The sequence below is a fragment of the Saccharothrix syringae genome, from assembly GCF_009498035.1.
In the GTDB taxonomy this organism is placed as follows: domain Bacteria; phylum Actinomycetota; class Actinomycetes; order Mycobacteriales; family Pseudonocardiaceae; genus Actinosynnema; species Actinosynnema syringae.
The window spans coordinates 2,368,792-2,392,038 of sequence record NZ_CP034550.1 but is presented as its reverse complement, the minus strand read 5'-3'; the positions used below and the strand labels follow the sequence as shown (position 1 = coordinate 2,392,038).

20 protein-coding genes and 1 pseudogene are annotated in these 23,247 nt (G+C 73.6%); 8 read left to right on the top strand and 13 right to left on the bottom strand.

Annotation, left to right across the window (positions count from 1 at the left end):
* Positions 1 to 5: 5 nt before the first annotated feature.
* From EKG83_RS11295 to EKG83_RS11270, 6 genes and pseudogenes are all read right to left on the bottom strand, one after another.
* Positions 6 to 1,601, bottom strand: coding sequence for an acyl-CoA carboxylase subunit beta (locus tag EKG83_RS11295; protein WP_033434459.1), 1,596 nt, complete (start codon positions 1,599 to 1,601; stop codon positions 6 to 8).
* Positions 1,598 to 2,752 (bottom strand): acyl-CoA dehydrogenase family protein, encoded by a 1,155-nt coding sequence (locus EKG83_RS11290; protein WP_033434460.1) that lies wholly within the window; start codon positions 2,750 to 2,752, stop codon positions 1,598 to 1,600. Before EKG83_RS11290 ends, EKG83_RS11295 begins: the two co-directional genes overlap by 4 nt.
* A pseudogene (locus tag EKG83_RS11285) lies at positions 2,749 to 4,307 on the bottom strand (acyclic terpene utilization AtuA family protein). Before EKG83_RS11285 ends, EKG83_RS11290 begins: the two are co-directional and overlap by 4 nt.
* Positions 4,304 to 5,044: a TIGR03084 family metal-binding protein gene (locus EKG83_RS11280; protein WP_033434461.1), complete on the bottom strand. Its 741-nt coding sequence runs from the start codon at positions 5,042 to 5,044 to the stop codon at positions 4,304 to 4,306. The pseudogene EKG83_RS11285 and the gene EKG83_RS11280 overlap by 4 nt, the downstream one beginning before the upstream one ends.
* A complete protein-coding gene (locus EKG83_RS11275; protein ID WP_033434462.1) occupies positions 5,041 to 5,634 on the bottom strand; it encodes a TetR/AcrR family transcriptional regulator in 594 nt (197 codons plus the stop codon). The genes EKG83_RS11280 and EKG83_RS11275 overlap by 4 nt, the downstream gene beginning before the upstream one ends.
* Positions 5,635 to 5,726: 92 nt before the next feature.
* The gene (locus EKG83_RS11270; protein ID WP_033434463.1) at positions 5,727 to 6,116 is read right to left on the bottom strand and encodes a hypothetical protein; all 390 of its coding nucleotides are present in this window, start codon (positions 6,114 to 6,116) and stop codon (positions 5,727 to 5,729) included.
* A 148-nt stretch (positions 6,117 to 6,264) separates the two neighbouring features.
* On the opposite strand from EKG83_RS11270, the gene EKG83_RS11265 reads away from it, so the two are divergent.
* From EKG83_RS11265 to EKG83_RS11255, 3 genes are all read left to right on the top strand, one after another.
* Complete coding sequence (locus EKG83_RS11265; RefSeq protein WP_228122572.1) at positions 6,265 to 6,690, top strand: hypothetical protein; 426 nt, start codon at positions 6,265 to 6,267, stop codon at positions 6,688 to 6,690.
* Between the two features lie 128 nt (positions 6,691 to 6,818).
* A complete protein-coding gene (locus tag EKG83_RS11260; protein ID WP_228122571.1) occupies positions 6,819 to 8,222 on the top strand; it encodes an FAD-binding oxidoreductase in 1,404 nt (467 codons plus the stop codon).
* A 108-nt stretch (positions 8,223 to 8,330) separates the two neighbouring features.
* Positions 8,331 to 9,278, top strand: coding sequence for an IS481 family transposase (locus EKG83_RS11255; RefSeq protein WP_153278013.1), 948 nt, complete (start codon positions 8,331 to 8,333; stop codon positions 9,276 to 9,278).
* A 28-nt stretch (positions 9,279 to 9,306) separates the two neighbouring features.
* Here the strand turns inward: EKG83_RS11255 and EKG83_RS47635 are convergent, their stop codons facing one another.
* Both EKG83_RS47635 and EKG83_RS11250 read right to left on the bottom strand, forming a co-directional pair.
* Positions 9,307 to 9,933, bottom strand: coding sequence for a radical SAM protein (locus EKG83_RS47635; protein ID WP_228122570.1), 627 nt, complete (start codon positions 9,931 to 9,933; stop codon positions 9,307 to 9,309).
* On the bottom strand, positions 9,933 to 11,183 hold the full coding sequence (locus EKG83_RS11250; protein ID WP_228122569.1) for a hypothetical protein: 1,251 nt from the start codon (positions 11,181 to 11,183) through the stop codon (positions 9,933 to 9,935). The genes EKG83_RS47635 and EKG83_RS11250 overlap by 1 nt, the downstream gene beginning before the upstream one ends.
* Positions 11,184 to 11,229: 46 nt before the next feature.
* Here EKG83_RS11250 and pnuC point away from each other — a divergent pair, with 46 nt between their 5' ends.
* Positions 11,230 to 11,871, top strand: coding sequence for a nicotinamide riboside transporter PnuC (gene pnuC, locus EKG83_RS11245; RefSeq protein ID WP_033434465.1), 642 nt, complete (start codon positions 11,230 to 11,232; stop codon positions 11,869 to 11,871).
* The gene (locus tag EKG83_RS11240) at positions 11,868 to 12,953 is read left to right on the top strand and encodes an AAA family ATPase (protein WP_033434466.1); all 1,086 of its coding nucleotides are present in this window, start codon (positions 11,868 to 11,870) and stop codon (positions 12,951 to 12,953) included. Before pnuC ends, EKG83_RS11240 begins: the two co-directional genes overlap by 4 nt.
* Here the strand turns inward: EKG83_RS11240 and EKG83_RS11235 are convergent.
* Positions 12,943 to 13,569, bottom strand: a complete 627-nt coding sequence (locus EKG83_RS11235) for a nitroreductase family protein (RefSeq protein WP_084716997.1) — start codon at positions 13,567 to 13,569, stop codon at positions 12,943 to 12,945. The genes EKG83_RS11240 and EKG83_RS11235 overlap by 11 nt on opposite strands.
* A gap of 166 nt (positions 13,570 to 13,735) precedes the next feature.
* On the opposite strand from EKG83_RS11235, the gene EKG83_RS11230 reads away from it, so the two are divergent.
* Together EKG83_RS11230 and EKG83_RS11225 are read left to right on the top strand one after the other, a co-directional pair.
* Positions 13,736 to 15,109, top strand: coding sequence for a YibE/F family protein (locus EKG83_RS11230; protein WP_051766735.1), 1,374 nt, complete (start codon positions 13,736 to 13,738; stop codon positions 15,107 to 15,109).
* 143 nt (positions 15,110 to 15,252) lie between these two features.
* Positions 15,253 to 16,116 (top strand): spermidine synthase, encoded by an 864-nt coding sequence (locus tag EKG83_RS11225; protein WP_033434468.1) that lies wholly within the window; start codon positions 15,253 to 15,255, stop codon positions 16,114 to 16,116.
* A 61-nt stretch (positions 16,117 to 16,177) separates the two neighbouring features.
* Here EKG83_RS11225 and EKG83_RS11220 read toward each other — a convergent pair whose 3' ends face one another.
* From EKG83_RS11220 to EKG83_RS11210, 3 genes are read right to left on the bottom strand one after another with little or no spacing between them, the layout of a single operon-like run.
* A complete protein-coding gene (locus tag EKG83_RS11220) occupies positions 16,178 to 16,801 on the bottom strand; it encodes a hypothetical protein (RefSeq protein ID WP_033434469.1) in 624 nt (207 codons plus the stop codon).
* The gene (gene hisS / locus EKG83_RS11215) at positions 16,798 to 18,060 is read right to left on the bottom strand and encodes a histidine--tRNA ligase (RefSeq protein WP_033434470.1); all 1,263 of its coding nucleotides are present in this window, start codon (positions 18,058 to 18,060) and stop codon (positions 16,798 to 16,800) included. Before hisS ends, EKG83_RS11220 begins: the two co-directional genes overlap by 4 nt.
* 2 nt (positions 18,061 to 18,062) lie before the next feature.
* A complete protein-coding gene (locus EKG83_RS11210) occupies positions 18,063 to 18,761 on the bottom strand; it encodes an MBL fold metallo-hydrolase (protein ID WP_033434471.1) in 699 nt (232 codons plus the stop codon).
* A 145-nt stretch (positions 18,762 to 18,906) separates the two neighbouring features.
* Here EKG83_RS11210 and EKG83_RS47630 point away from each other — a divergent pair, with 145 nt between their 5' ends.
* Positions 18,907 to 19,770 (top strand): peptidylprolyl isomerase, encoded by an 864-nt coding sequence (locus tag EKG83_RS47630; RefSeq protein WP_033434472.1) that lies wholly within the window; start codon positions 18,907 to 18,909, stop codon positions 19,768 to 19,770.
* A gap of 718 nt (positions 19,771 to 20,488) precedes the next feature.
* On the opposite strand, the gene EKG83_RS11200 is transcribed toward EKG83_RS47630, so the two are convergent.
* A complete protein-coding gene (locus EKG83_RS11200; RefSeq protein ID WP_153278011.1) occupies positions 20,489 to 22,792 on the bottom strand; it encodes a RelA/SpoT family protein in 2,304 nt (767 codons plus the stop codon).
* Between the last annotated feature and the right edge of the window lie 455 nt (positions 22,793 to 23,247).

Genomic DNA, 23,247 nt, shown 5'->3' with positions numbered 1-23,247 from the left:
CCACCTCACATCCGGAAGACGCCGTAGCCGGTGGCGCCCTCGACCGGTCCGCTGTGGATCGCCGACAGGCACAGGCCGAGGACCGTGCGGGTGTCGCGCGGGTCGATCACGCCGTCGTCGTAGAGCCGCCCGGACAGGAACGGCGCCAGCGACTGCTGCTCGACCTGCTCCTCGACCACGCGCCGCATGGCGGCGTCGTGCTCGTCGTCGTAGGGCTGCCCCTTGGCCGCGGCGGCCTGCCGCGCCACGATCGACAGCACGCCCGCGAGCTGCGCCGGGCCCATCACCGCGGACTTGGCGTTGGGCCAGGTGAACAGGAACCTGGGGTCGTAGGCCCGGCCGCACATGCCGTAGTTGCCCGCGCCGTAGGAGGCGCCCATCACCACGGTCAGGTGCGGCACGCGGCTGTTGGACACCGCGTTGATCATCATCGCGCCGTGCTTGATGATGCCGCCCTGCTCGTACTGGGCGCCGACCATGTAGCCGGTGGTGTTCTGCAGGAACAGCAGCGGGGTGTCGGCGGCGTTGGCGAGCTGGATGAACTGGGTGGCCTTCTGCGCCTCGGCGCTGAACAGCACGCCGCGCGCGTTGGCCAGCACGCCGACCGGGTAGCCGTGCAGGTCGGCCCAGCCGGTGACCAGGCTGGTGCCGTAGTCGGGCTTGAACTCGTCGAACTCCGAGCCGTCCACCAGCCGGGCGATCACCTCGCGCGGGTCGAACGGCACCCGCGGGTCGGTGGGCACCAGGCCCAGCAGCTCCTCCTCGTCGTGCCGGGGCGGCCGGGAGGGCTTGGGCGCGGGGCCGAGCTTGCGCCGGTTGAGCCGGGCCACCACGCGGCGGGTCAGCCGGATCGCGTCCACCTCGTCGGCGGCCACGAAGTCGGCCAGGCCGGAGGTGGTGCCGTGCATGTGCGCGCCGCCCAGCGACTCGTCGTCGGCCTCCTCGCCGGTGGCCATCCGCACCAGCGGCGGGCCGCCGAGGAACACCTTGGCCCGGTCCCGCACCATGATCACGTAGTCGGACATGCCCGGCACGTACGCGCCGCCGGCGGTGGCGTTGCCGAACACCGCGCTGATGGTGGGGATGCCCGCGGCGGACAGCCGGGTCAGGTCGCGGAACGCGCGCCCGCCGGGGATGAAGATCTCGCTCTGGCTGGGCAGGTCCGCGCCGCCGGACTCGACCAGGCCGATCAGCGGCAGCCGGTTCTGCAGCGCGATGTCGTTGGCGCGGAAGGTCTTGCGCAGCGTCCACGGGTTGCTCGCGCCGCCGCGCACGGTCGGGTCGTTGGCGACGACCACGCACTCCACGCCCTCGACCACGCCGATGCCGGTGACCACGCTCGCGCCCACCGGGTAGTCGGTGCCCCACGCGGCCAGCGGCGACAGCTCCAGGAACGGGCTGTCCGGGTCGAGCAGCAGCTCGACCCGCTCGCGGGCCAGCAGCTTGCCGCGCCCGTGGTGCCGCTCGACGTACTTGGGCCCGCCGCCGGCGAGCGCCTTGGCGTGCTCGGCCTCCAGCTCGGCGAGCTTGGCCAGCAACGCCTCCCGGTTCGCCGCGTACCCGGGCGACCGGGGGTCCAGCGCGCTCCGCAACGTGGTCATGCCGTGTACCCCAATCGCCTCGCGGCCAGCTCCGCCATCACCTCGGTGGCGCCGCCGCCGATGCCCAGGATGCGCGCGTCCCGGTAGTGGCGCTCGACCTCGCTGTCGCGCAGGTAGCCGGCGCCGCCGTGCAGCTGCACCGCCGCGTCCACCGCGAACGCGCACGCCTGCACCGCCGCGTTCTTGGCGAAGCACACCTGCGCCACGACCTCCTCGCCCCGCGACGCCCGCACGGCCACCTCGCGGGTGTAGGTGCGGGCCAGGTCGACGCGCTGCGCCATCTCCACCAGCCGGTGGCTGACCACCTGGCGGGCGATCAGCGGCTTGCCGAACGTCTCGCGCCGGCGCGTGTAGGCGACGGTGAGGTCCAGCGCGCGCTGCGCCGTCGCGTACGCCTGCACGGCCAGGGAGATCCGCTCGACCTGGAACTGGCGCATGATCAGCGCGAACCCGGCGTCCCGCGCGCCCACCAGGTTCGCCGCGGGCACGCGGGCGTCGACGAAGGACAGCTCGGCGGTGTCCGAGCAGTGCCAGCCCATCTTCTCCAGCCTGCGGTCGACGGTGAAGCCGGGCGTGCCGCGCTCCACCACGAGCAGGCTCACGCCCCGGTGGCCCGGACCGCCCGTGCGCACGGCCGTGGTGACGAAGTCGGCGCGCGCCCCGGAGGTGATGAACGCCTTGGTGCCGTTGACGACGTAGTGGTCGCCGTCCCGGCGGGCCGTGGTGCGCAGGGCCGCCACGTCCGAGCCGCCGCCGGGCTCGGTGACGGCCAGCGCACCGATCAGCTCGCCGGCCAGGGTGGGCCGGACGAACCGGTCGACCAGGTCCGCGTTGCCCGAGTCGACGATGTGCGGCAGCGCGATGCCGTGCGTGAGCAGCCCGGCGACCAGGCCGGACGAGCCGCCCGCCTGGATCAGCTCCTCGGTGAGCACGACCGTGTCGAGCAGGTCGCCCGCGCCGCCGACCGCCTCGGGGAAGCCGATGCCCAGCAGCCCGAGCGCGGCGGCCTCGCGGTGCAGCTCGCGGGGCAGCTCGCCGGCCCGCTCCCAGTCGGCCAGGTGCGGCACCACCTCGCGCTCGGTGAACCGGCGGACGGTGGCGCGCAGGTCCCGGCGCTCCGGGGTGTCGAACAGCTCGCCGGTGGTGCTCACAGCAGCTCCTCGGGGACGTCCACGTACCGGGAGCGCAGCCACTCCCCCAGCGCCTTGGCCTGCGGGTCGAACCGGGTGGACGAGGCCACGCCGTCGCCGAGCAGGCCGTGCAGCACGAAGTTGAGCGCCCTGAGGTTGGGCAGCTCGTACCGGTCGACCTCGCCCGCCTCGGGCAGCAGCTCCTTGAGGCGTTCGACGGTCAGCTCCGCGCGCAGCCACTCGTACCGCGCGTCGGTGCGCACCCACACGCCCAGGTTGGCGTCGCCGCCCTTGTCGCCGGAGCGCGCGCCCGCGATGGTGCCCAGCGGGACCCTCATACCTCGACCACCCGCCCGTCGGGCAGCACCGCCCGGTGCGGGACCGACTCCCGGGGGACGTGGGCGGCGCGGTAGACGCCGAACGGCGTGCCGTCGCCGGGTGGCGCGGCGACGTGGAACCCGGGGTAGGAGGCCAGCGCCAGCTCGATGCCGGCGCGGGAGAACGCCTTGGCGCGCCGGGGGTCCGAGGTCTTGATGGTGACGTGGAGCAGCGCGCTCGCGGTCTCCTCGGTGTCGGCGTCGGCGTGGTCGGTGCGGGCCAGCGCCCAGGTCAGGTCCCGCCCGCCCACGGCCGCCTCCAGCTGGCGGCGGACCAGGGCGGCCTTGGCCTCCACGTCCAGCCCGGTGAGCACGAACGTGGTGGAGTTGCGGAACCCGCCCAGGGTGTTGAGGCAGACCTTGAGGGTGTCCGGCGGCGGCGAGCCCCTCGTGCCGGAGATCCGCACGCCCCGCTCGTGCGGGTCGAGCCGGATCGTGTCGAAGTGGCTGACCACGTCCGGGCCCGGGTAGGCGGGCGCGCCGATCTCGTAGAGCAGCTGGGCGGTGACGGTGTCGACGGTGACCGCGCCGCCCGTGCCTTCGTGCTTGGTGATCACGGCCGAGCCGTCGGCGGCCACCTCGGCGACGGGGAAACCGGGCCGCTCGGCGTCGATCTCGGTGAAGAAGGAGTAGTTCCCGCCGGTGGCCTGGGTGCCGCACTCCAGCACGTGCCCGGCGACCGTGGCGCCGGCCAGCGCGTCCCAGTCGTCGCGCCGCCAGCCGTGGTGGGCCGCTGCCGGGCCGACGACCAGGGAGGCGTCGGTGACGCGGCCGGTGACGACCACGTCCGCGCCCGCCCCCAGGCACTCGGCGATGCCCCACGCGCCCAGGTAGGCGTTGGCGGTCAGCGCTTCGGGGAAGTCCGCGCGCACGTCGTCGCCGGTCACGTAGGCGACCTCGGCGCCGAGGCCGAGGGCGTCGACCGCCTCGGCCAGGCCCTCGGGGTTGAGCCCGCCCGCGTTGGACACGATCTTCACGCCGCGCTCCAGCGCCTCGCCGAGGCCGTCCTCAAGCTGGCGCAGGAACGTGCGGGCGTAGCCGAGGCGCGGGTCCTTCGCCCGGTCGCGGCCGAGGATGAGCATGGTCAGCTCGGCCAGGTAGTCGCCGGTGAGCACGTCCAGGTGACCGCCGGTCAGCATCTCCCGCACGGCGGTGAAGCGGTCGCCGTAGAAGCCCGAGGCGTTGCCTATGCGGATCACGACTTCCCCCGCCCGGCGCCGGGAGGTCCCGCGAACGCCTGCGCGATGGGCAGCCAGGCGGACGCGGTCGGGCCGATCGCGGTGACGGCGAGGTCGTCGCGGTGGCGGCGCTGGGTGGCCAGCAGGCAGAAGTCCAGCGCGGGCCCGGTGATCCGGTCGGCCGCGTCCGGCGGGCCCCAGGCCCACGGCTCCCCGGCCGGGCCGGTCAGCTCGACGCGGACCGGGTCGGTCGGCGCGGGCAGGCCGTTGACCAGGAACGCGTAGCCGAACGCGCGCACCGCCAGGTGGGCCACGTGCCGGAGCCGGTGGGTGGGCTCGCGGGTGGCGCCCAGCGCGTCGGCCACGTCCTGGCCGTGCGCCCAGGTCTCCATCAGGCGGGCGGTGACCATGGACGCCGGGCTCATCGGCGGGCCGAACCAGGGGACCTTGGTGCCCGGCGGCACCGCCAGCAGCGCCTCGGCCAGCTCCTCGCGGCCGGCGCGCCACTCGGCCAGGGTGACCGGTTCCTCCGCGCCCCGGTCGACCATGTCGGGGGTGGCCGTCCCGAGGGCCTCGGCGAACCCGTCCGGGTCGCGCGCGGCGAGCGCGGCCACCCGGTCGGTCCACCGCAGGTGGCTGATCTGGTGGGCGATCGTCCAGCCCTCGGCCGGGGTGAGGGTGGCCCAGTCGGCGCCGGCCACCAGGTCGTCGAGCACCTGGCTCTCCGCGCTCAGGTCCGCCAGCAGTTCGTGGATCACAGCGACTCCTCCAGCATCCGCGCCCAGTGGCGGACGATGCGCTCGCGGCGCCTGCCGTCGTCGGTGAGCTGGTTGGCCAGCGCCAGGCCGCGCACCAGGTCCAGGGTGATCTGGACGGCCTCGCGCACCCCCGGCCTGCTCTCGTCGGCGCCCAGCAGCTCGACGGCCAGCCGGTGCGTCTCCCGGCCCAGGCGCGCCTCCAGCGGCACCACCACGGTGCGCAGGTCGGGGTCGGTGCGCGCGGCGACCCACAGTTCGAGGGCGGCGGTGAACAGGTCGCTGGCGTAGAAGTCGGCGATCAGCTCGACCACGGCCACGACGCTGCCGTTGACCCGCTCGGCGCGCTCCCGGAGGTGTTCGACGCTCTCCGCGCCCAGGTGCTCGACGGCGGCGGCGACCAGCTCGCCGCGGGTGCGGAAGTGGTGGAGCTGGGCGCCTCGCGACACGCCGGCGCGCTCGGCGACCACCGTGGTGGTGGTGCCCGCCCAGCCCAGCTCGACCAGGCACTCGACGGTCGCCTTCATGAGCTTCCGCCGGGTCTCGCGGCTGCGGTCGGCCTGCCGCTGCCTGGTCGCGGGTCCGGTGGTCATGGGGGCGAGTGTTCCGGGTCACTTACAAACAGTCAAGACTGTTTGTAAGTGACCCGGTCGTGCGGGATCGGCGGCTCACCACCCGCCCCGGCTCACCACCCGCCCTGCACCATCGTCTGGAACAGCCACCGCCCACCGGTCTTGACCAGCAGGTCCCCGTACCGCACGACCTGCGAGTGCCCCCCGACGGTGATGGTCGCGTCGGTGATCACGAACACCAGGTCGGCGCTGACGAAGTGCGGCGTGCGCACCGACTCCATCCTCACGTCCCCTCCACCCAGGTTCGCCCCCATGTCGGCCAGGAACCGCGCGCGGTCCCAGCTCTGGGCCGACCCGTCGGTCACCGCGTTGACCGGGAACAACGCCATCCCGGCCATCGCCTCGACGTCCTTGGCGACCGCCAGCGCGTCCCACTCCTCGAACCACGCGAGCACGCCGGCGACGTCCTCGTCGGTCGGCACGAACCCCGTCACAGCACTCATGCCGTACATCGTACCGTACGGCGTACGACAGGGCGCGAGCCCTGTCCAAACAACGTTCAGCGAACGTCCAGTCGAGGTCAGGAGGCTGATTCCGCTCCACCCGGTGTGACCGATCGGCGGTCCACCGGCCCATCAGGAGAGGGACACCATGAGACTCGCCCCGCACGGCTCCGCCGCCCCGGCGGTGGTGCGACCGCTGCTCGTCCTGCTCGCCCTGTTCGCCGCCCTCGCCGTCGCACCCGCGGCGGCCTCCGCCTCGCCCGCCGCGGACGCCGCGGCCCGGCACCTCGGATGGTCCGAGGGGGTGGCCCCGGTGACGGGTCACCGGCAGATGGCCAGCGACGACGTGAGCACGAACGCGGTGTTCGCGTGCAACTACTTCGGCCGGGCGCCGTTCTACCTCGTCGACTTCACCTGCCAGGTGACGTCGGGCGCCATCCAGCTGTTCCTGGACTGCTCCGACGGGAACCGCTACTTCAGCGCCGTGCTGCCCGCCGTGGGCACGTACAACCTGCGCGGCGTGTGCGGCCCGCCCGCCACGGTGGTCAACTTCGGCGCGATCCAGCTCGCCTGACGGCGGGCGGACCGGGTCGGGGCCCCTCGCGGGCCCCGACCCGGTTCTCGCGCGCCCGACGGCCGATCAGCGGTGCCGTCGTGGGAGCGCTCCCTGTTCCATGGGGGTTCGCGGACGAGGAGGTCGGCGTGGTCCCTTCACGGCGGAAGGTGCTGGGGTGGGCGGCGGCCGCCCTGGCGGGTGCGGCACCGGGCGCGCGGCCGCCGCGGTGGGCCCGGTTGCGGGCGCGGCTGTCCGGTGCGCTGCTGCTGCCCGGCGACGACGGCTACGACACCGCGCGGCTGCCGTACAACTCGCTGTACGACCACCACCTCCCCGCCGCGGTGGCGAGGTGCGCGCGCCCCGAGGACGTGCAGCACTGCCTGGAGGAGGCGCGGCGCTCGGGCGTCCGGGTCGCGGCGCGCAGCGGCGGCCACAGCTACGCCGCCCACTCCACCCCGCACGAGGGCCTGGTGGTCGACCTCGCCCCGATGTCGCGGGTCGAGGTGCGGCCCGACGGCACGATCGCGGTGGGCGCGGGCGCGCGGCTGCGGGATATCTACGCCGCCCTGACCGCGGCGGGCCGCTGCCTGCCGCTGGGCAACTGCCCGTCCGTGGGCATCTCGGGTCTGACCCTGGGCGGCGGGTTCAACTGGCTGGAGCGGACGTTCGGCCTGACCTGCGACCGGCTGCGGTCGGCGCGCGTGGTCACCGCGGACGGCCGCCTGCTGACCGCCTCGCCGGACCGCGAGCCCGACCTGTTCTGGGCCCTGCGCGGCGGTGGCGGCGGCAACTTCGGCGTGGTCACGTCCTTCGAGTTCGCCACCGTCCCGGCACCGGAGCTGCTGACGGTGTTCCGCGTCCGGTTCCCCGCGGGCGCGGCGGCGGACGTGCTCGGGGCGTGGCAGCCGTGGGGCGCGGCCGTGCCGGAGGCGGTGTCGAGCACGTGCGTGGTGCTGCCGGACGGCTCGGTGGACCTCACCGGCTGCGCGGTCGCCCCGGCGGCGGCGCTGCGCGCCGAGGTCGCCCGCCTGCTGGCCGACGTGGGCGCGCGGGCGCCGCTGGAGGACGCCGAGGTCGACTACCCCACGGCGATCGGCGTCATGAGCGTCGACCAGCTCCCCCGGGACGCGTTCCGGGGCTCGTCGCGCATCGCGGACCGCTCCTGGACCGACCCCGCCGCGGTCGCGGGCACGCTGCGCGGCCGCGAGGGCGTGCTGCTCATCGCCAACGCGCTGGGCGGCGCGGTCGACCGGCCCTCGCCCACCGACACCGCCTACCCGCACCGGGGCGCGGTGACCTCGCTCCAGCCCTTCGCCCAGGTCGGCGCCCTGCCGGCGGAGCGGGTCACGCGCGAGGTCGACGAGGTGCAGCGGGAGCTGGCCCGGCTGGTGGGCACCGGCACCTACGTCAACTACCTCGACCCGCTCCAGGAGGACTGGGCCGCCACCGCCTACCGGCACAACCTGCCCCGGCTGCGCCGCGTCGCCCGGCGGTACGACCCGGACCGCGTGCTGCTGTTCCCGCAGTCGGTGCAGGCCGGGACGCGCTAGATGTAGTGACTAATCAGGTTGTTGACGGCGTGTCAGGTTGAACACGGGAGGACCTCCGGGCGGAGTGGATGTGTCTGACGCATCCCATCGGCACACGGAGGTCCTCGCGTGCACAGTAACGCCCGTACCACCCTGCACGCCCGCAGGCTGATCGTGACCCGCCGCGCCGCCGGGTGGTCGCCGGCCTGCATCGCCGAGCAGCTGGGCATCTCCCGCGCCACCGTGCACAAGTGGCTGTCCCGGCACCGGCGTGAGGGCGACGCCGGCCTGCTCGACCGCAGCTCGCGCCCGCACCGCAGCCCCCGCCGCACCCCGGTCGAGGTCGAGGACCGCATCCTCGCGGTCCGCCGGCGGGTACGGCGGGGGCCGGTGCACCTGGCCGGGCTGCTCGGGCTGCCCGCCTCCACCATCGGCCGGGTCCTGCGCCGTCGCGACGAGCCCGCCCTGGCCGCGGTCGACCCGCTCACCGGCCTGCCGGTGCGGCGCCGTCACACCGGCATCCGCTACGAACGCCCCCGCCCCGGCGACCTGCTGCACGTCGACGTCAAGAAACTCGGCCGGGTCCCCGACGGCGGCGGGTGGCGGGTGCACGGCCGCACCGAGGCCGCCCGCGGCCGGGGCATCGGCTACGACTACCTGCACGTCGCCGTCGACGACCGCACCCGCATCGCCTACGTCGAGGCGCTGCCCGACGAGAAGGACCTCACCTGCGCGGGGTTTTTGCATCGCGCGGTGGCCTGGTTCCGCGACCGGGGCGTGGTGGTGCTGCGGGTGCTCACCGACAACGCCAAGGTCTACCGCGTCGGCGGCAACTGGCGGGCGGTCTGCGTCGCCCTCGGGATCCGACGCCGCTTCACCAAACCCGGCTGCCCCTGGACCAACGGCAAAGCCGAACGCTTCAACCGCACCCTGCAACACGAGTTCGCCTACGCCCGGGCCTGGACCTCCAACACCGACCGCCTGACCGCCCTGCCCGACTGGGTCGAGCACTACAACACCCGCCGCGCCCACAGCGCCCTGGGCGGCCAGCCACCCGCCACCCGACTGGCCGCCTAGACGTCAACAACGTCACGAGTCAGTACAGCTAGAGCAGGGTCAGCTGCTCCGGCACGACCGGCGCGGCGGGCGCCGACGCGGGCAGGCTCCCGGCCGGCCAGGCGTCCTCGTCGTCGCGCCCGCGCGACCCCAGCCCGCGCCGCTCCAGCAGGGGCCCGACGCGCGCGGCGAGCCGCCGCCGGTAGCGCACGTCCACAGAGGACCCGCGCGCGTACAGGGCGCGGTACCGGTCCACCAGGTCCGGCCGCTCGCGGACCAGCCAGCGGGCGAACCACTCGCGCGCGCCCGGCCGCAGGTGCAGCGGCAGCACGGTCACCCCGGTCGCGCCCGCCTCGGCCACCCGGCCCAGCAGGTCGTCCAACCGCTCGTCCGAGTCGGTCAGGCCGGGCAGCACCGGCGCGACGAACACCCCGCACGGCAGGCCCGCGTCCCGCACCCGGCGCACCAGCTCCAGCCGCGCCCGGGGGCTCGGCGTGCCGGGTTCCAGGCGGTCCTGCAGCTCCGGGTCCAGCAGGGCCGGCGACACCGCGACGCCGACCTCCACCGAGCCCGCGGCCGAGCGCAGCAGCGGCAGGTCGCGCGCCAGCACGGTGCCCTTGGTGAGCACGGAGAACGGCGTGCCGGAGTCGGCCAGCGCCCGGATGATCCCCGGCATCAGCGCGTATCGGCCCTCGGCCCGCTGGTACGGGTCGGTGTCGGGCCCATGGCCACGTGCTCGCGCCGCCGGCGCTTCGAGCGCAGCTGGGCGGTCGGCACCTCCACCGCGTTGACCTTCACCACCACCCGGGTGTCGAAGTCGCGCCCGGCGTCCAGGTCGAGGTGGGTGTGGCTGTTGCGGGCGAAGCAGTTGTGGCTCACCAGGCCGTTGGCCACGAAGTCGCCCGTGCCGGTGGTGATGTCGTAGAGCGCCCGGGACACGCCCAGCGCCTCCACCGACACCACCTCCAGGCCGGGCCCCGCGGGCACGGCCATGCCCTCGACCGCGTTGCCGCGCGGTAACGCCGGGCCCACCAGGTGCAGGAACCGCAGCCGCTCGGCCAGGCCGCCCACGACGCGCACGCCGCGCACCTCGACCACGTGCGGCACGGCGAGCCGGCGCAGGCCCAGCACCACCGCGTCGAACACCGCACCGTCCGGACTGGACAGCACCAGCTCGCCGCCGGTCGAGCTGCCGCGCGCGTCGAACACCCCGGCCAGGAAGCCCTTGGTCCACTCCTCGCCCGGCTCGGCGGGCGGCTCGACCAGCTCGTGCTCGCGCGGCACGCCGCCGCCGAACTCGCGCAGGCGCGCCAGCACGTCCGGGTCGGACGGCGGGCCGCCGCGCACCGCGCCCCACAGGTAGCCGCGCCGGTAGTCGGGCAGGTGCGCGGGCGGCGTGGCGAACCGGCCCGTGCCGACCAGCCGGGCGCCCCGGGCCAGGTGCGGCCGCTCCTCGGCGTCCTCGCACCGGCCGGGGGTGAGGTGCCGCCAGCCCTCGTCGGTGAGGAACCGGTGGTCGCCACTGGCCACCACCTGCGTACCGTCGCCCAGCGTCAGCCGGTAGGCGGGCTTGGTGGTCTTCCAGTGCGCGCGCACGCGGGTGACCACGAACCGGCCCCGGTGCGTGCCGAAGACCTCCTCGCCCACGGCCAGCTCGGCGATGGGCTTGGTGCGGCCGTCGGCCAGCAGCACCGGGGTGTCACCGGCCAGGCAGTAGGTGCACGCGTGCGTGCAGCCGCGGTACGGGTTGACCGTCCAGGAGAAGGGGAGGCCGTCACCGGGGACCTTGTCGAGCACGGACTTCGCGCGCACCTCGTGGAACACCACGTCCGCGAAGCCCGGGGTTCGTACGCTGCGCACCAGTCCCGCCAACCCCGGCAGTGCCCGCTGCCGGTCCGCCCCGTCCTTCTGCCCGTCCCACCTCATGCCCCCATTCGAACACGTGTTCGAAACATGGTCAAACGGAGTTCCCGTGTCGTTGCTGGACATCATCCTGTGGCCCTTCAACACCCCCGCGGTCACCTTCGCCGGTGTCACCACGAGCTGGGGAGAGGTGGCGGGTTTCGTCACCGGCGCCCTGTGCGTGTGGCTCGTCGCCAGGCAGAACCCCTGGAACTGGCCGATCGGCATCCTCAACAACCTCGCCTTCCTGGTGCTGTTCGCGACCAGCGGCCTGTACGCGGACTCCTGGTTGCAGGTCGTCTACATCGCACTGGCCCTGTACGGCTGGTGGGCGTGGCTGCGCGGCGGCGAGGACCACTCCGCGCTGCCGGTGAGCCGCACCACCGCGACCCAGTGGTGGGCGCTGCTGGCGGCGGGCGTCGCGGGCACCCTGCTGCTGGTGTGGGTGCTCACCTCGTTCACCTCCTCCACCGTGCCGTGGGCCGACTCGGCGACCACCGCGCTCTCGCTGCTGGCGACGTGGGGCCAGACCCGCAAGAAGGTCGAGTGCTGGTGGCTCTGGATCGCCGCGGACGTCATCTACGTCCCGTTGTACGCCTACAAGGACCTGTGGCTGACATCGATCCTCTACGTCGGCTTCATGGCCTTGTGCGTGCTGGGTCTGCGCAACTGGACGAAGGCGCTGCGCGCGGACGAGCGGGTCGCCGCGTGACCGACTTCGACCACGCACTGGTGCTCGGCAAGTTCTACCCGCCCCACGCCGGGCACCACAACCTCGTCCGCGCGGCGGCCGCGCGGAGCAGGCGCACGACCGTGACCGTGCTGGCGTCGGCCGCGGAGTCGATCCCGGTGGCCGACCGGGTGGCGTGGCTGCGCGCCGAGCACGCGGGCACGCCGGGCCTGGTGGTGCTCGGCGACGTCGACGACCACGAGATGGACTTCGGCAGCGACGCCGTGTGGGAGCTGCACATGGGCGTGGCGCGGGCGGTGCTGGCCCGGCGCGCGATCGCCGACGGCGACCCGGCCGGCGCGGCCGTGGACGCGGTGTTCTCCAGCGAGCACTACGGCGACGAGATGGCCAAGCGCCTGGGCGCGCGCCACGTGCTGGTGGACCTGGAGCGGTCGGCGTTCCCGGTGTCGGGTACCGCGGTGCGGGCCGACCCGCGGGCGCACTGGCACCACCTGGCCCGGGCGACCCGCGTCGGCCTGTGCGCCCGGGTGGTGGTGCTCGGCGCGGAGAGCACCGGCACCACCACGCTGTCGCGGCGGCTCGCCGAGCACCTGGGCGCGCCGTGGGTGCCCGAGTACGGCCGGGCGCACACGGAGGCCAAGCTGGCGGCTGCCCGGGCGTTCGACCCGGCGGCGACCGTCGACGGTCTGGTGTGGACGGTCGGTGACTTCCAGGACGTGGCCCGGCGGCAGGGGGAGCTGGCCGACGCGGCGGTCACCGGGCCGGTGCTGGTGTGCGACAACGACCCGTGGGCGGCCACCGTGTGGGGGCACCGCTACCTGGGCGCGCCGCGCCCGGACATCGCGCCGGACGCCCACCGCCCCGCCCTGTACCTGCTGACCGACCACGAGGGCGTGCCGTTCGAACAGGACGGTTGGCGGGACGGCGAGCACCTGCGGGCGTGGATGACCGGGCTGTTCCGGGCGGGCCTGGAGGCGCGCGGCGTGCCGTGGCGGCTGGTCACGGGGTCGCCGGACCAGCGGCTGCGGCAGGCCCTGGCGGCCTGCGGGGAGGCGTTCGCCCGGCACTTCCGGTTCGCCGACCCGCTCCCGGTCAGACGGTGACCAGGACCTGGTCCAGGGACTTGCGGACCAGGTTGGGCACCACGCAGTCGTCGGCCGGGTAGCCGACCGGCACCACCGCGAACGCCTTCTCGTTGCGGGGGCGGCCGAGCACCTCGCCGAGGAAGCCCATCGGCGAGGGGGTGTGGGTGAGCGCGGCGAGCCCGGACAGGTGCAGCGCGGTCAGCAGCATGCCGACCGCGATGCCCACCGACTCGTCGACGTAGTAGTGCTTGCGCTTGACCCCGTGCTCGTCGAGGTAGTAGCGCTGCTGGAAGACGACGATCAGCGCGGGCGCGTCGGTCAGGTGCGGCTTGACGTCGTCGGTGCCCAGCGGGCGCAGCGCCGCCAGCCACTCCTCGCCGAGGCGGCCCGCGTAGGAGACCCGCTCCTCCTCCTCGGCCGCCTCCCGGATGCGGCGGCGCACCTCCGGGTCCCGGACCAGGACGAACGTCCAGGGCTGCTGGTGCGCGCCGCTGGGCGCGGTGGCCGCGACCGCGATCGCGTCGAGCACCACCCGCTCCGGCACGGGGTCGGGCGAGAACATGCGGACCGTGCGGCGGGCGTCCATGCGGGCGCGCAGGTCGGCGGCCGCGCGCAGGGACTCCTCGACCGGCATCCGGGCGGGTCGGTAGGGCACCGGGTCGAAGGGCTCTCCGTGGTTGGGTGTCCAGTTCGTGGTCACGTGCCAGAGCCTGGCACCGCGACCGCCCGGGTTGAAGTGGTCGGCGCGAAATCCGCACCGGAACGTCCGGATGCCGGACGCCGGGGGCGCGTCGGGCAGTATGTGCGCCGTGCACGTCAAGGACCTGATCGCCGCGCACGGCCACGGACACGGCCGCCCGACCGGCCCCGCCTCCCGGAAGGTCCGCACCCTGCTGCTGGTCCTGCTGCTGCCGCTGGTGCTGGCGACGGTGGTCGGCGCGCTGGTGCTCTACCCGTTCGGGCACGACCAGCGCACCGGCGCGGAGGTGGGCCTGGCGCAGGTGCCGGTGCGCGGCGACGTGACCGCGGTGGCGCGGGGCGGGTGCGGGCCGGACGCGCGGGAGCCGGGCGCCACCGGCTGCGTGCTGGTCACCGTGCGGATGACCGACGGCGCGGCGGCCGGCCGGGACGTGCAGGTGCCCGTGCCCGACCAGCCGGGCACCCCGTCGTTCGCGGTCGGTGACGCGGTGGTGCTGTCCTTCAGCGGCGGCGACCCCGCCGGCAGCGCGTCCTACCAGTTGGTCGACTTCCAGCGCGGCACGCCGCTGCTGCTGCTCGGCGTGCTGTTCGCGGCGGCGGTGCTGGTGCTGGGGCGGTGGCAGGGGCTGGCGTCGCTGGGCGCGCTGGGCCTGAGCCTGCTGGTGCTGGTGGTGTTCGTGCTGCCCGCGATCCTGGCCGGCGAGAGCCCCCTGCCGGTGGCCGTGGTGGGCGCCGGGCTGATCATGTTCGTGGTGCTGTACGTGACGCACGGGGTGTCGGCGCGCACGTCCACGGCGGTGCTGGGGACGCTGGCGAGCCTGGTGCTGATCGGCGTGCTGGGCGCGGCGTTCTCGGCGTTCTCCAGGCTCACCGGGCTCGACCAGGACACCGCCAACCTGGTGTCGCTGCTCGGCGCGGGCGTCGACACGCGGGGCCTGCTGCTGGCGGGCACCATCATCGGCGCGCTGGGCGTGCTGGACGACGTGACCGTGACGCAGACCAGCGCGGTGTGGGAGCTGCGGCGGGCCAACCCGGCGCTGGGGTTCCGGGAGCTGTACGCGGCCGGGTCGCGGATCGGCCGGGACCACCTGTCGTCGGTGGTGAACACGCTGGTCATGGCGTACGCGGGCACGGCGCTGCCGCTGCTGCTGGCGTTCTCGCTGTCGGGGCGGAGCCTGGCCGAGGTGCTGACCGCGCAGGACGTGGCGCAGGAGGTGGTGCGGACGCTGGTGGGCAGCGTCGGCCTGGTGGCGGCGGTGCCGATCACCACGGCGCTGGCCGCGTTCGTGGCGGGCCGCGAGGCCGTTGCCGGTGGCGGGGAGCCCGAGGCCGTCGAGGCCGTCGCGCCGCCGACCCCCTACCGGGAACCGGACCTGCGCCACCACCGGGTGGTGGGCGACCTGCGCACCGGCTACGACCCGGCCAAGGGCCCGTGGCGGCGCCCCCGGACCCGTCCCCGTCCCACCGACGAGTGAAATCCACACCCGCCCCCCTGGTAGGGGTGGGTACCGTACGGGCATGCTGCGGACCGCACCCAGCCGGACCACGGGGGTCCCACCGACCCGGGTGGTCGACCGGCCGCACGGCGCGCGGGCCCTGCCGGGATAGGTTGTCCGACGTGGGACGCATCCGGAAGGCCGACGAGACCATCAGCCGCGAGGTGGACTCGGGCATCGCGGAACTGGTCCCCGACCCGGACGTCCCGCGGGCGTGGACGCTGTGCCTCAACGGCACGCCCCAGTCGCACGTGGACCTGGACGACCCCACCCACCTGGAGTTCGAGTACGTGCGCCGGCTGGGCCACGTGACCGACCTGGTGGCCGAGCCGGGCACCCCGATCCGGGCCCTCCACCTGGGCGGCGGCGCGCTGACCCTGCCCCGCTACATCGCCACCACCCGCCCCCGCTCCAGCCAGCAGGTGGTCGAGATCGACGCGGCCCTGGTCGACCTGGTCCGCGGCGTGCTGCCGCTGGACCGCACCTGGCGCCTGCGCATCCGCAACGGCGACGCGCGGGCCGTGCTGGCCAAGGCGCCGGAGGCGGCGTTCGACCTGGTGGTGATGGACGTGTTCGCGGGCGCCCGCACCCCCGCGCACCTGACGTCGGTGGAGTTCGTGACCCTGGCGGCCCGCGCGCTGCGCCCGGGAGGCGTCTACACGGCCAACATCGGCGACGGCCGGGACCTGGCGTTCGCCAAGGCCCAGGCGGCCACCGTGCGGGCCGTGTTCGAGCACGCGTGCGTCCTGGCCGAACCCGCCGTCCTGCGCGGCCGCCGCTTCGGCAACTTCGTCCTGGTCGCCTCGGACGCCGAACTGCCGGTCACCGACCTGACCCGCCGCACCGCGGGCGACCCGTTCCCCGGGCGGGTCGAGCACGAGTCGTCCCTGACCCGCTTCATCGGCGGCGCACCGCCGACCACGGACGAGACCGCCACCCAGTCACCCCCGCCGCCCAGGGGCACGTGGGGCCTGTCGGTCGATTGAGGCCGCGCCGCGCAGGGGTCCCCGGCAGCAGGAGGCAGCCGAGCGCGTCCTCGGCCCCGCCTCAGTCCAGCGTCGCGACGAACCGCGAGATCGCCTCCGGGTTCAGCTTCTGCGCCAACCGCCCCGCCGGCGCCATCGACCCCAGCCGGTACAGCGGCCGGTCCGCCGCGGCCAGCCCGCGGGCCTCCGCGCGCAGCTGCGCCACCAGCAGCTCGGAGAACACCAGCCCCGGCGCGTCACCCCGCCCGGCCAGCACGTCGGCCAGCCGGCGCAGCGCCAGCACGCCCTGCTCGCGCCCCCCGGTCCCCGCGTAGATGGCCAGCGCCAGGTTGATCGCCTTGCCGCCGCCGCGCACGAACAGCCCGACCGTGCGCGTCCCCCGCACGTCGGTCACCAGCAGGTCGAGCTGGTCGGCACCGCGCAGGTCCACCGACCGCGTCCCGAAAGCGCGGACGGACAGCACGTGACCCTCCAGCCACACGCGCCGCCGCGCCTCCGAGACCGCCAGCAGCAGCAGGGGCACGGCGAACACCGCGCCCGTGACCAGCCCGGCCGTCCGACCGGCGAGCAGCCCCAGGACGCCGCCGAACGCGGCGGCCACGACCAGCGCGCCGACCGCGACCCCGCGGGCGCGCCTGCGCACCGCGTTCGGGTCCAGCAGGTCCAGGGGGATGTGCCCGCTCACCGGCCCAACGCCCCCAGCACCGAGTTCACCGCGTCCGCCAGGGGCACCTGCACCTGCTCGCCGGACGACAGCTCCTTGAGCTGCACGACCCCGGCCTCGATGTCCCGCTCGCCCAGCACCAGCGCGAACCGCGCGCCCGACCGGTCGGCGCCCTTCATCGCGCCCTTGAGGCCCTTGCCGCCGTAGGCCAGGTCGAACCGCACCCCGGCCGCCCGCAGCGGCGCCGCCAGCGCGACCAGCCGCGACTTCGCCGCCTCGCCCAGCGGCACCCCGTACACGTCGCACCGAGCGACGTCACCGGGTGCCAGCCCCTCGGCCTGGCAGGCCAGCAGCGCCCGGTCGACGCCGAGCCCGAAGCCGACGCCGGACAGCGGCTGCCCGCCGAGCTGCTCCATCAGCCCGTCGTAGCGCCCGCCGCCGCCGATGCCGGACTGCGCGCCCAGCCCGTCGTGCACGAACTCGAACGTGGTCTTGGTGTAGTAGTCGAGCCCGCGCACCATCCGCGGGTTCTCCGCGAACTTCACGCCCAGGTCGTTCAGGTAGCCCTTGACCTGCTCGTAGTGCGCCCGCGACTCGGCCGACAGGTGGTCCACCATCAGCGGCGCGTCGGTCAGCAGGGCCCGCACCTCGGGCCGCTTGTCGTCCAGCACGCGCAGCGGGTTGATCTCGGCGCGCCGGCGCGTCTCCTCGTCCAGCGGCAGCTTCGCCAGGAACGCCTGCAGCGTCTCCCGGTACTGCGGCCGGCACGTGGCGTCGCCCAGCGAGGTCAGCTCCAGCCGGTACCCGGTGAGCCCGAGGGCGCGGAACCCGGCGTCGGCGACCGCGATGACCTCGGCGTCCAGCGCGGGGTCGTCGACGCCGACGGCCTCGACGCCGACCTGGTGGAACTGCCGGTAGCGCCCGGCCTGCGGCTGCTCGGCGCGGAAGAACTGCCCCGCGTAGGCGAGCTTCACCGGCAGCTGGCCCCGGTCCAGGCCGTGCTCGATGACCGCCCGCATGACGCCGGCCGTGCCCTCGGGACGCAGCGTGATGGAACGCCCGCCGCGGTCGGTGAACGTGTACATCTCCTTGCTGACCACGTCGGTCGACTCGCCGACGCCGCGCGCGAACAGCGCGGTGTCCTCGAACACGGGCAGCTCGATGTAGCCGTAGCCCGCCAGCCGGGCGGCCTGGACCAGGGTCTCGCGGACCGCCAGGAACGAGGCCGAGACCGGCGGGAAGTAGTCGGGCACGCCCTTGGGCGCGGAGAAAGTGCTCACTTCTACAGTCCTCGGTGGGGTGCGGCCGGCGCGTCGGGCCCCAGTTCCAGCAGGAACGGGTTGCCCGCGCGCTCGCGGCCGATGGTCGTCGTGGGCCCGTGGCCGGGGAGCACCACCGTGTCGTCGGCCAGCGTCAGCACCTTGGTGCGCAGCGACGTCAGCATCGCGCGGTGGTCCCCGCCCGGCAGGTCGGTGCGTCCGATGGCCCCGGCGAAGAGGGTGTCGCCGGACAGCACGAGCCGCCCGCCCTCCTCGGTGCCGGTGCGGAACATCACCGACCCGCCGGTATGGCCCGGTGTGTGGTCGACGGTCAGCCGCAACCCGGCCAGGTCCAGCTCGGCGCCGTCGGCCAGCTCGCGCACCTCGCGGGGCTCGCGCATCTCCAGCCTGCCGCCGAAGAAGGCCATCGACTCGCGGCTCATGCCCTTGAGCGGGTCGGCCAGCATCCCCCGGTCGGCCGGGTGGACCCACGCGGGCACGTCGTTGCCGTCGCACACCGGCGCGACGGAGAAGCAGTGGTCGAAGTGCCCGTGCGTGAGCAGCACCGCCACCGGGGACAACCGGTGCTCGCGCAGCGCCTCGGCGATCGGCTCGGCCGCGTCCTGGCCGGGGTCGACCACCACGCACGGCCCGCCCGCGCCCGTGGCCAGCAGGAAGCAGTTGGCCTGGAGGGCGCCGGTCGGGAACCCGATCACGAGCACGGGATCACCTCTCGACGGCAACGGATCGACAACGGATCCCTGTGGACCCCGCCAACCAGCCTATCCGGCACACACCAGCCATATACGAGCCCCCTAGACTGCTCACCGATCGTCGCCGTCGACGGGAGAGCCAGGGAGGTTTGAGGTGCCGACCAACGTACAGCGCCGCGAGCAGGCGAAGCGGAAGCTGGAACGTCAGCTCGCCCGCAGGGCCGAGCGCGCGAAGCGCCGCCGCTGGGTCGCCATCGTCTCGGTCTTCGGCACGGTGATCGTGGCCGCGGGCGTCATCTACTACGTGGCGACCCGCCCCGGCGACGACAACACCGACGCCGCGGCCGCCAGCACGACCAGCGCGGCGCCGATCACGATCCCCAGCGAGGTCAAGCCCCTGCCGACCCGCCCGACGGCGTTGGCGAACCCGGTGAACTGCGAGTACCCGGCGTCCAAGGAACCGGCGTCGAAGGAGGGCACCAAGGCCCCCGAGGCCACCGGCATCCCGTCCACCGGCACCGCGGCGGCCACCATCAAGGCCAACATCGGCGAGCTGAAGCTCACCCTGGACCGCGCCCTCGCGCCGTGCACGGTGAACAGCTTCATCAGCCTGGCCAAGCAGGGCTACTACGACGGCACCACGTGCCACCGCATCGGCACCGAGGGCCTGCAGATGCTGCAGTGCGGCGACCCGACCGGCACCGGCTCCGGCGGCCCCGGCTACACGTTCGACAACGAGACGTGGCCGGAACTCACCTACGGCCGCGGCTACCTCGCGATGGCGAACGCCGGCCTGGACCAGGAAACCCAGAAGGGGACGAACGGCAGCCAGTTCTTCATCGTCTACGGCGACGCCCAACTGTCCCCGGACTACACGGTCTTCGGCAGCGTGGACGAAGCCGGCCTGAAGCTCGTGGACGAAGTGGCCCGAGCCGGCCACGACGGCTCGTTCGACCCGTCCCCCGGCGGCGGCAAGCCGAACAAGGAAGTGAAGTTCGAGAGCGTGACGGTCGCCTGACCAGACCCCAGGAGCACACGCAGGGCCCGGCACCCAGTGGGTGCCGGGCCCTGCGCCTTCCCCGTCGGCCGAAGCCGACAGCGCATGGTCGCAGCCACCACTGACGTTTCGCTGACGCCGCCCCACCGACCCCGAACGCGGAACTCAGGGGTCCGGAACGTTCGACACGAGGGTCCTGAACGTTCGACTCACCGTGCCCGAGTGGAGGACATGCGGTGTCCGACCGGAGGACACGCGGTGTCCGACTGGAGGACACGCGGTGTCGGACCGGAGGACACGCCGGTCCTGAACGTAGAACTCGGGGGCCCGGAACGTTCGACACGACGGGCCTGAACGTTCGACTCGCGCGGTCTGAACGCATGACACGCCCGGCTTGAACGCATGACACGCCCGGCCCCAACGCATGACTCGCGCGCCCCAAACGCATGACTCGCCCGGCTTCAATGCATGACACGCCGGTGGGAGCGTGACCACGTACGGGAGTGGCGTGTTCGTTCACTGGGGGGTTGCTCGTGGTCTCCCGTATGGCCTGGGCGCAGCCCTACCGCGCTTGTCAAGGGTCCCGCACGCTTTTCGCGGGGCCCTTGACAAGGGTGGTTGCCTCCGGCAGGCCATGCGGGAGGGCACGAGCCCGCTTTTCCCCCGGCGGCCTGCCCAGCGGCGAGCGCCCGCCCGTGAACCCCCGATGCGGCCAACCGAAAGCCCGTGAACCAAACAATCAGGAAGCCGAAGTCACCCGGTACACGTCATAAACCCCCTCCACCGACCGAACAGCCTTCAAAACGTGCCCCAAATGCTTGGGATCCCCCATCTCGAAGGAGAACCGGGACACCGCCACCCGATCCCGAGAAGTGGTCACCGAAGCCGACAGGATGTTGACCTTCTCATCCGCCAACACCTTCGTCACATCCGACAACAACCGATGCCGATCCAAAGCCTCGACCTGGATCGCCACCAGGAACACCGAAGACGAAGAAGGCGCCCACTCGACATCCAACAACCGCTCGGGCGTCTTCAACAACTCATCGGCATTGGTGCAGTCGGTCCGGTGCACCGAAACCCCACCACCCCGGGTGACGAACCCCAGGATGTCATCCCCGGGCACAGGCGTGCAGCACCGAGCCAGCTTCACCCACACATCGGCGGCATCCTTGACGATGACCCCGGCATCCCCGGTGACCCGCCGACGGGCCACCGTGGACGGCGTGGACCGCTCCGCCAGCTCGTCCTCAGCGTGCTCCACCCCGCCCAACTGGGCGACCAACCGCTGGACCACGTGCCGAGCCGACGTGTGCCCCTCCCCCACCGCCGCGTACAACGCGGACACGTCGGGGTAGTGCAGCTCGGTGGACAAAGCACCCATCGAATCCGCCGACACCAACCGCTGCAGGGGAAGCCCGACCCGCCGGACCTCCTTCGCGATCGCGTCCTTGCCGACCTCGATGGCCTCTTCCTTGCGCTCCTTCGCGAACCACTGCTTGATCTTCGCCTTGGCCCGCGGCGAAGCGGCGAAGGAAAGCCAGTCCCGGGAAGGCCCGGCCCCCTCGGCCTTGGAGGTGAAGATCTCGACGACCTCACCGTTCTCCAGCTTGCGCTCCAACGCCACGAGCCGCCCGTTCACCCGGGCCCCGATGCACCGGTGCCCGACCTCCGTGTGCACCGCGTAAGCGAAGTCCACCGGCGTGGACCCGGTCGGCAACGTGACCACGTCACCCTTCGGGGTGAACACGAAGATCTCCCGGGCCGCCAGGTCGAACCGCAGCGACTCCAGGAACTCACCGGGGTCGGCGGCCTCCCGCTGCCAGTCCAGCAGCTGCCGCATCCAGGCCATCTCGTCGACCTCGACGGCCTTGCCGCTGTGCGTGCCCCGCGTCTCCTTGTACCGCCAGTGCGCCGCGATGCCGTACTCGGCCGTCCGGTGCATGTCGTAGGTGCGGATCTGCACCTCCAGCGGCTTCCCGTCCGGCCCGATGACGGTCGTGTGCAACGACTGGTACACGCCGAACCGGGGCTGCGCGATGTAGTCCTTGAACCGCCCGGGCATCGGCTGCCACAACGCGTGCACGACGCCCATCGCCGCGTAGCAGTCGCGGACCTCGTCCACCTGGATGCGCACGCCCACCAGGTCGTGGATGTCGTCGAAGTCCCGACCGCGCACGATCATCTTCTGGTGGATCGAGTAGTAGTGCTTCGGCCGCCCCTCCACCTTGGCGGTGATCCGCGCGCCCTCCAACTGCTGCGACAGCTCGTTGATCACACCGCTCAGGTAGGTGTCCCGGGACGGCGCCCGGTTCGCGACCAGCCGCACGATCTCGTCGTACTTCTTCGGCTGGAGGATGGCGAACGCCAGGTCCTCCAGCTCCCACTTCACCGTCGCCATGCCCAGCCGGTGCGCCAGCGGTGCCAGCACCTCCAGCGTCTCCCGCGCCTTGCGGGCCTGCTTCTCCGGCGGCAGGAAGCGCATGGTGCGCATGTTGTGCAGGCGGTCCGCGAGCTTGATGACCAGCACGCGCGGGTCCTTGGCCATGGCGATGACCATCTTGCGGATGGTCTCGGCCTCGGCCGCCGCCCCGAGCTTGACCTTGTCGAGCTTGGTGACGCCGTCCACCAGCAGCGCGACCTCGTTGCCGAAGTCCTGGCGCAGCTGGTCCAGCGAGTAGTCGGTGTCCTCCACCGTGTCGTGGAGCAGGGCGGCGACCAGCGTGGTCGTGTCCATGCCCAGCTCGGCGAGGATCGTGGCCACGGCCAGCGGGTGGGTGATGTAGGGGTCGCCGGACTTCCGCCGCTGCGGCCGGTGCTTCTCCTCCGCCACGTCGTAGGCGTGCTGCAACAGCGCCAGGTCGGCCTTCGGGTGCAGGTCCCGGTGCACCGCCGCGAGCGGTTCGAGCACCTGCTTGACCGGCGCGGCCCGCTGGGCGGTGATGCGCCGGGCCAATCGCGCGCGGACGCGCCGGGTGGCCGACGCGGGCCGCGCGGGCACGGGTGGCGTCGACTGGGCGGCGGATTCGATGTCCTGGCTCAACCACGCTCCTCGGGTCTAGGAACCGAGGATAACTCCGTCCGGGGTGAAGCCTCGCCGACGAGCCGACGAGCGGTGCACTTCACACGACGAGCAGCACCACAGGTTCAGTCCAACCAGTCGCAGGGCCCGCGCTTCCCCTCGCAGGTCCGCGCCTCGCCGGCCCAGGGCCACGCTTCGCAGGCGTCCCCGCCAAGGGGACCCCTGAATCGATTATGCCGGCAAGCACCGACAGCGGGGCCGGTCGAACGAGGGCTGACTGGTCGAACGAGGGCTGACTGGTCGAACGACGGCTGACCGGCCGAACGAGGGCTGACCAGTCGAACGAGGACTGCGAACAGTCGAACGAGGGCTGTGGACAGCCGAGCGGCCGTTCCGCCCTGCATGGGCTTGGCCGCGACCCTCAAGTCCTCTCCCCGGCCCGATGGGACCACACGCCGGTCCCGGCGATCCTCAGG

Excerpts from the sequence above, each read along its gene's own strand:
- EKG83_RS11295 (WP_033434459.1), bottom strand. The coding sequence starts at position 1,601 with ATGACCACGTTGCGGAGCGCGCTGGACCCCCGGTCGCCCGGGTACGCG.
- EKG83_RS11275 (WP_033434462.1), bottom strand. The coding sequence starts at position 5,634 with ATGACCACCGGACCCGCGACCAGGCAGCGGCAGGCCGACCGCAGCCGC.
- EKG83_RS11270 (WP_033434463.1), bottom strand. The coding sequence starts at position 6,116 with ATGAGTGCTGTGACGGGGTTCGTGCCGACCGACGAGGACGTCGCCGGC.
- EKG83_RS11265 (WP_228122572.1), top strand. The coding sequence starts at position 6,265 with ATGAGACTCGCCCCGCACGGCTCCGCCGCCCCGGCGGTGGTGCGACCG.
- EKG83_RS47635 (WP_228122570.1), bottom strand. The coding sequence starts at position 9,933 with ATGCCGGGGATCATCCGGGCGCTGGCCGACTCCGGCACGCCGTTCTCC.
- EKG83_RS11250 (WP_228122569.1), bottom strand. The coding sequence starts at position 11,183 with ATGAGGTGGGACGGGCAGAAGGACGGGGCGGACCGGCAGCGGGCACTG.
- EKG83_RS11235 (WP_084716997.1), bottom strand. The coding sequence starts at position 13,569 with ATGCCGGTCGAGGAGTCCCTGCGCGCGGCCGCCGACCTGCGCGCCCGC.
- EKG83_RS11230 (WP_051766735.1), top strand. The coding sequence starts at position 13,736 with ATGTGCGCCGTGCACGTCAAGGACCTGATCGCCGCGCACGGCCACGGA.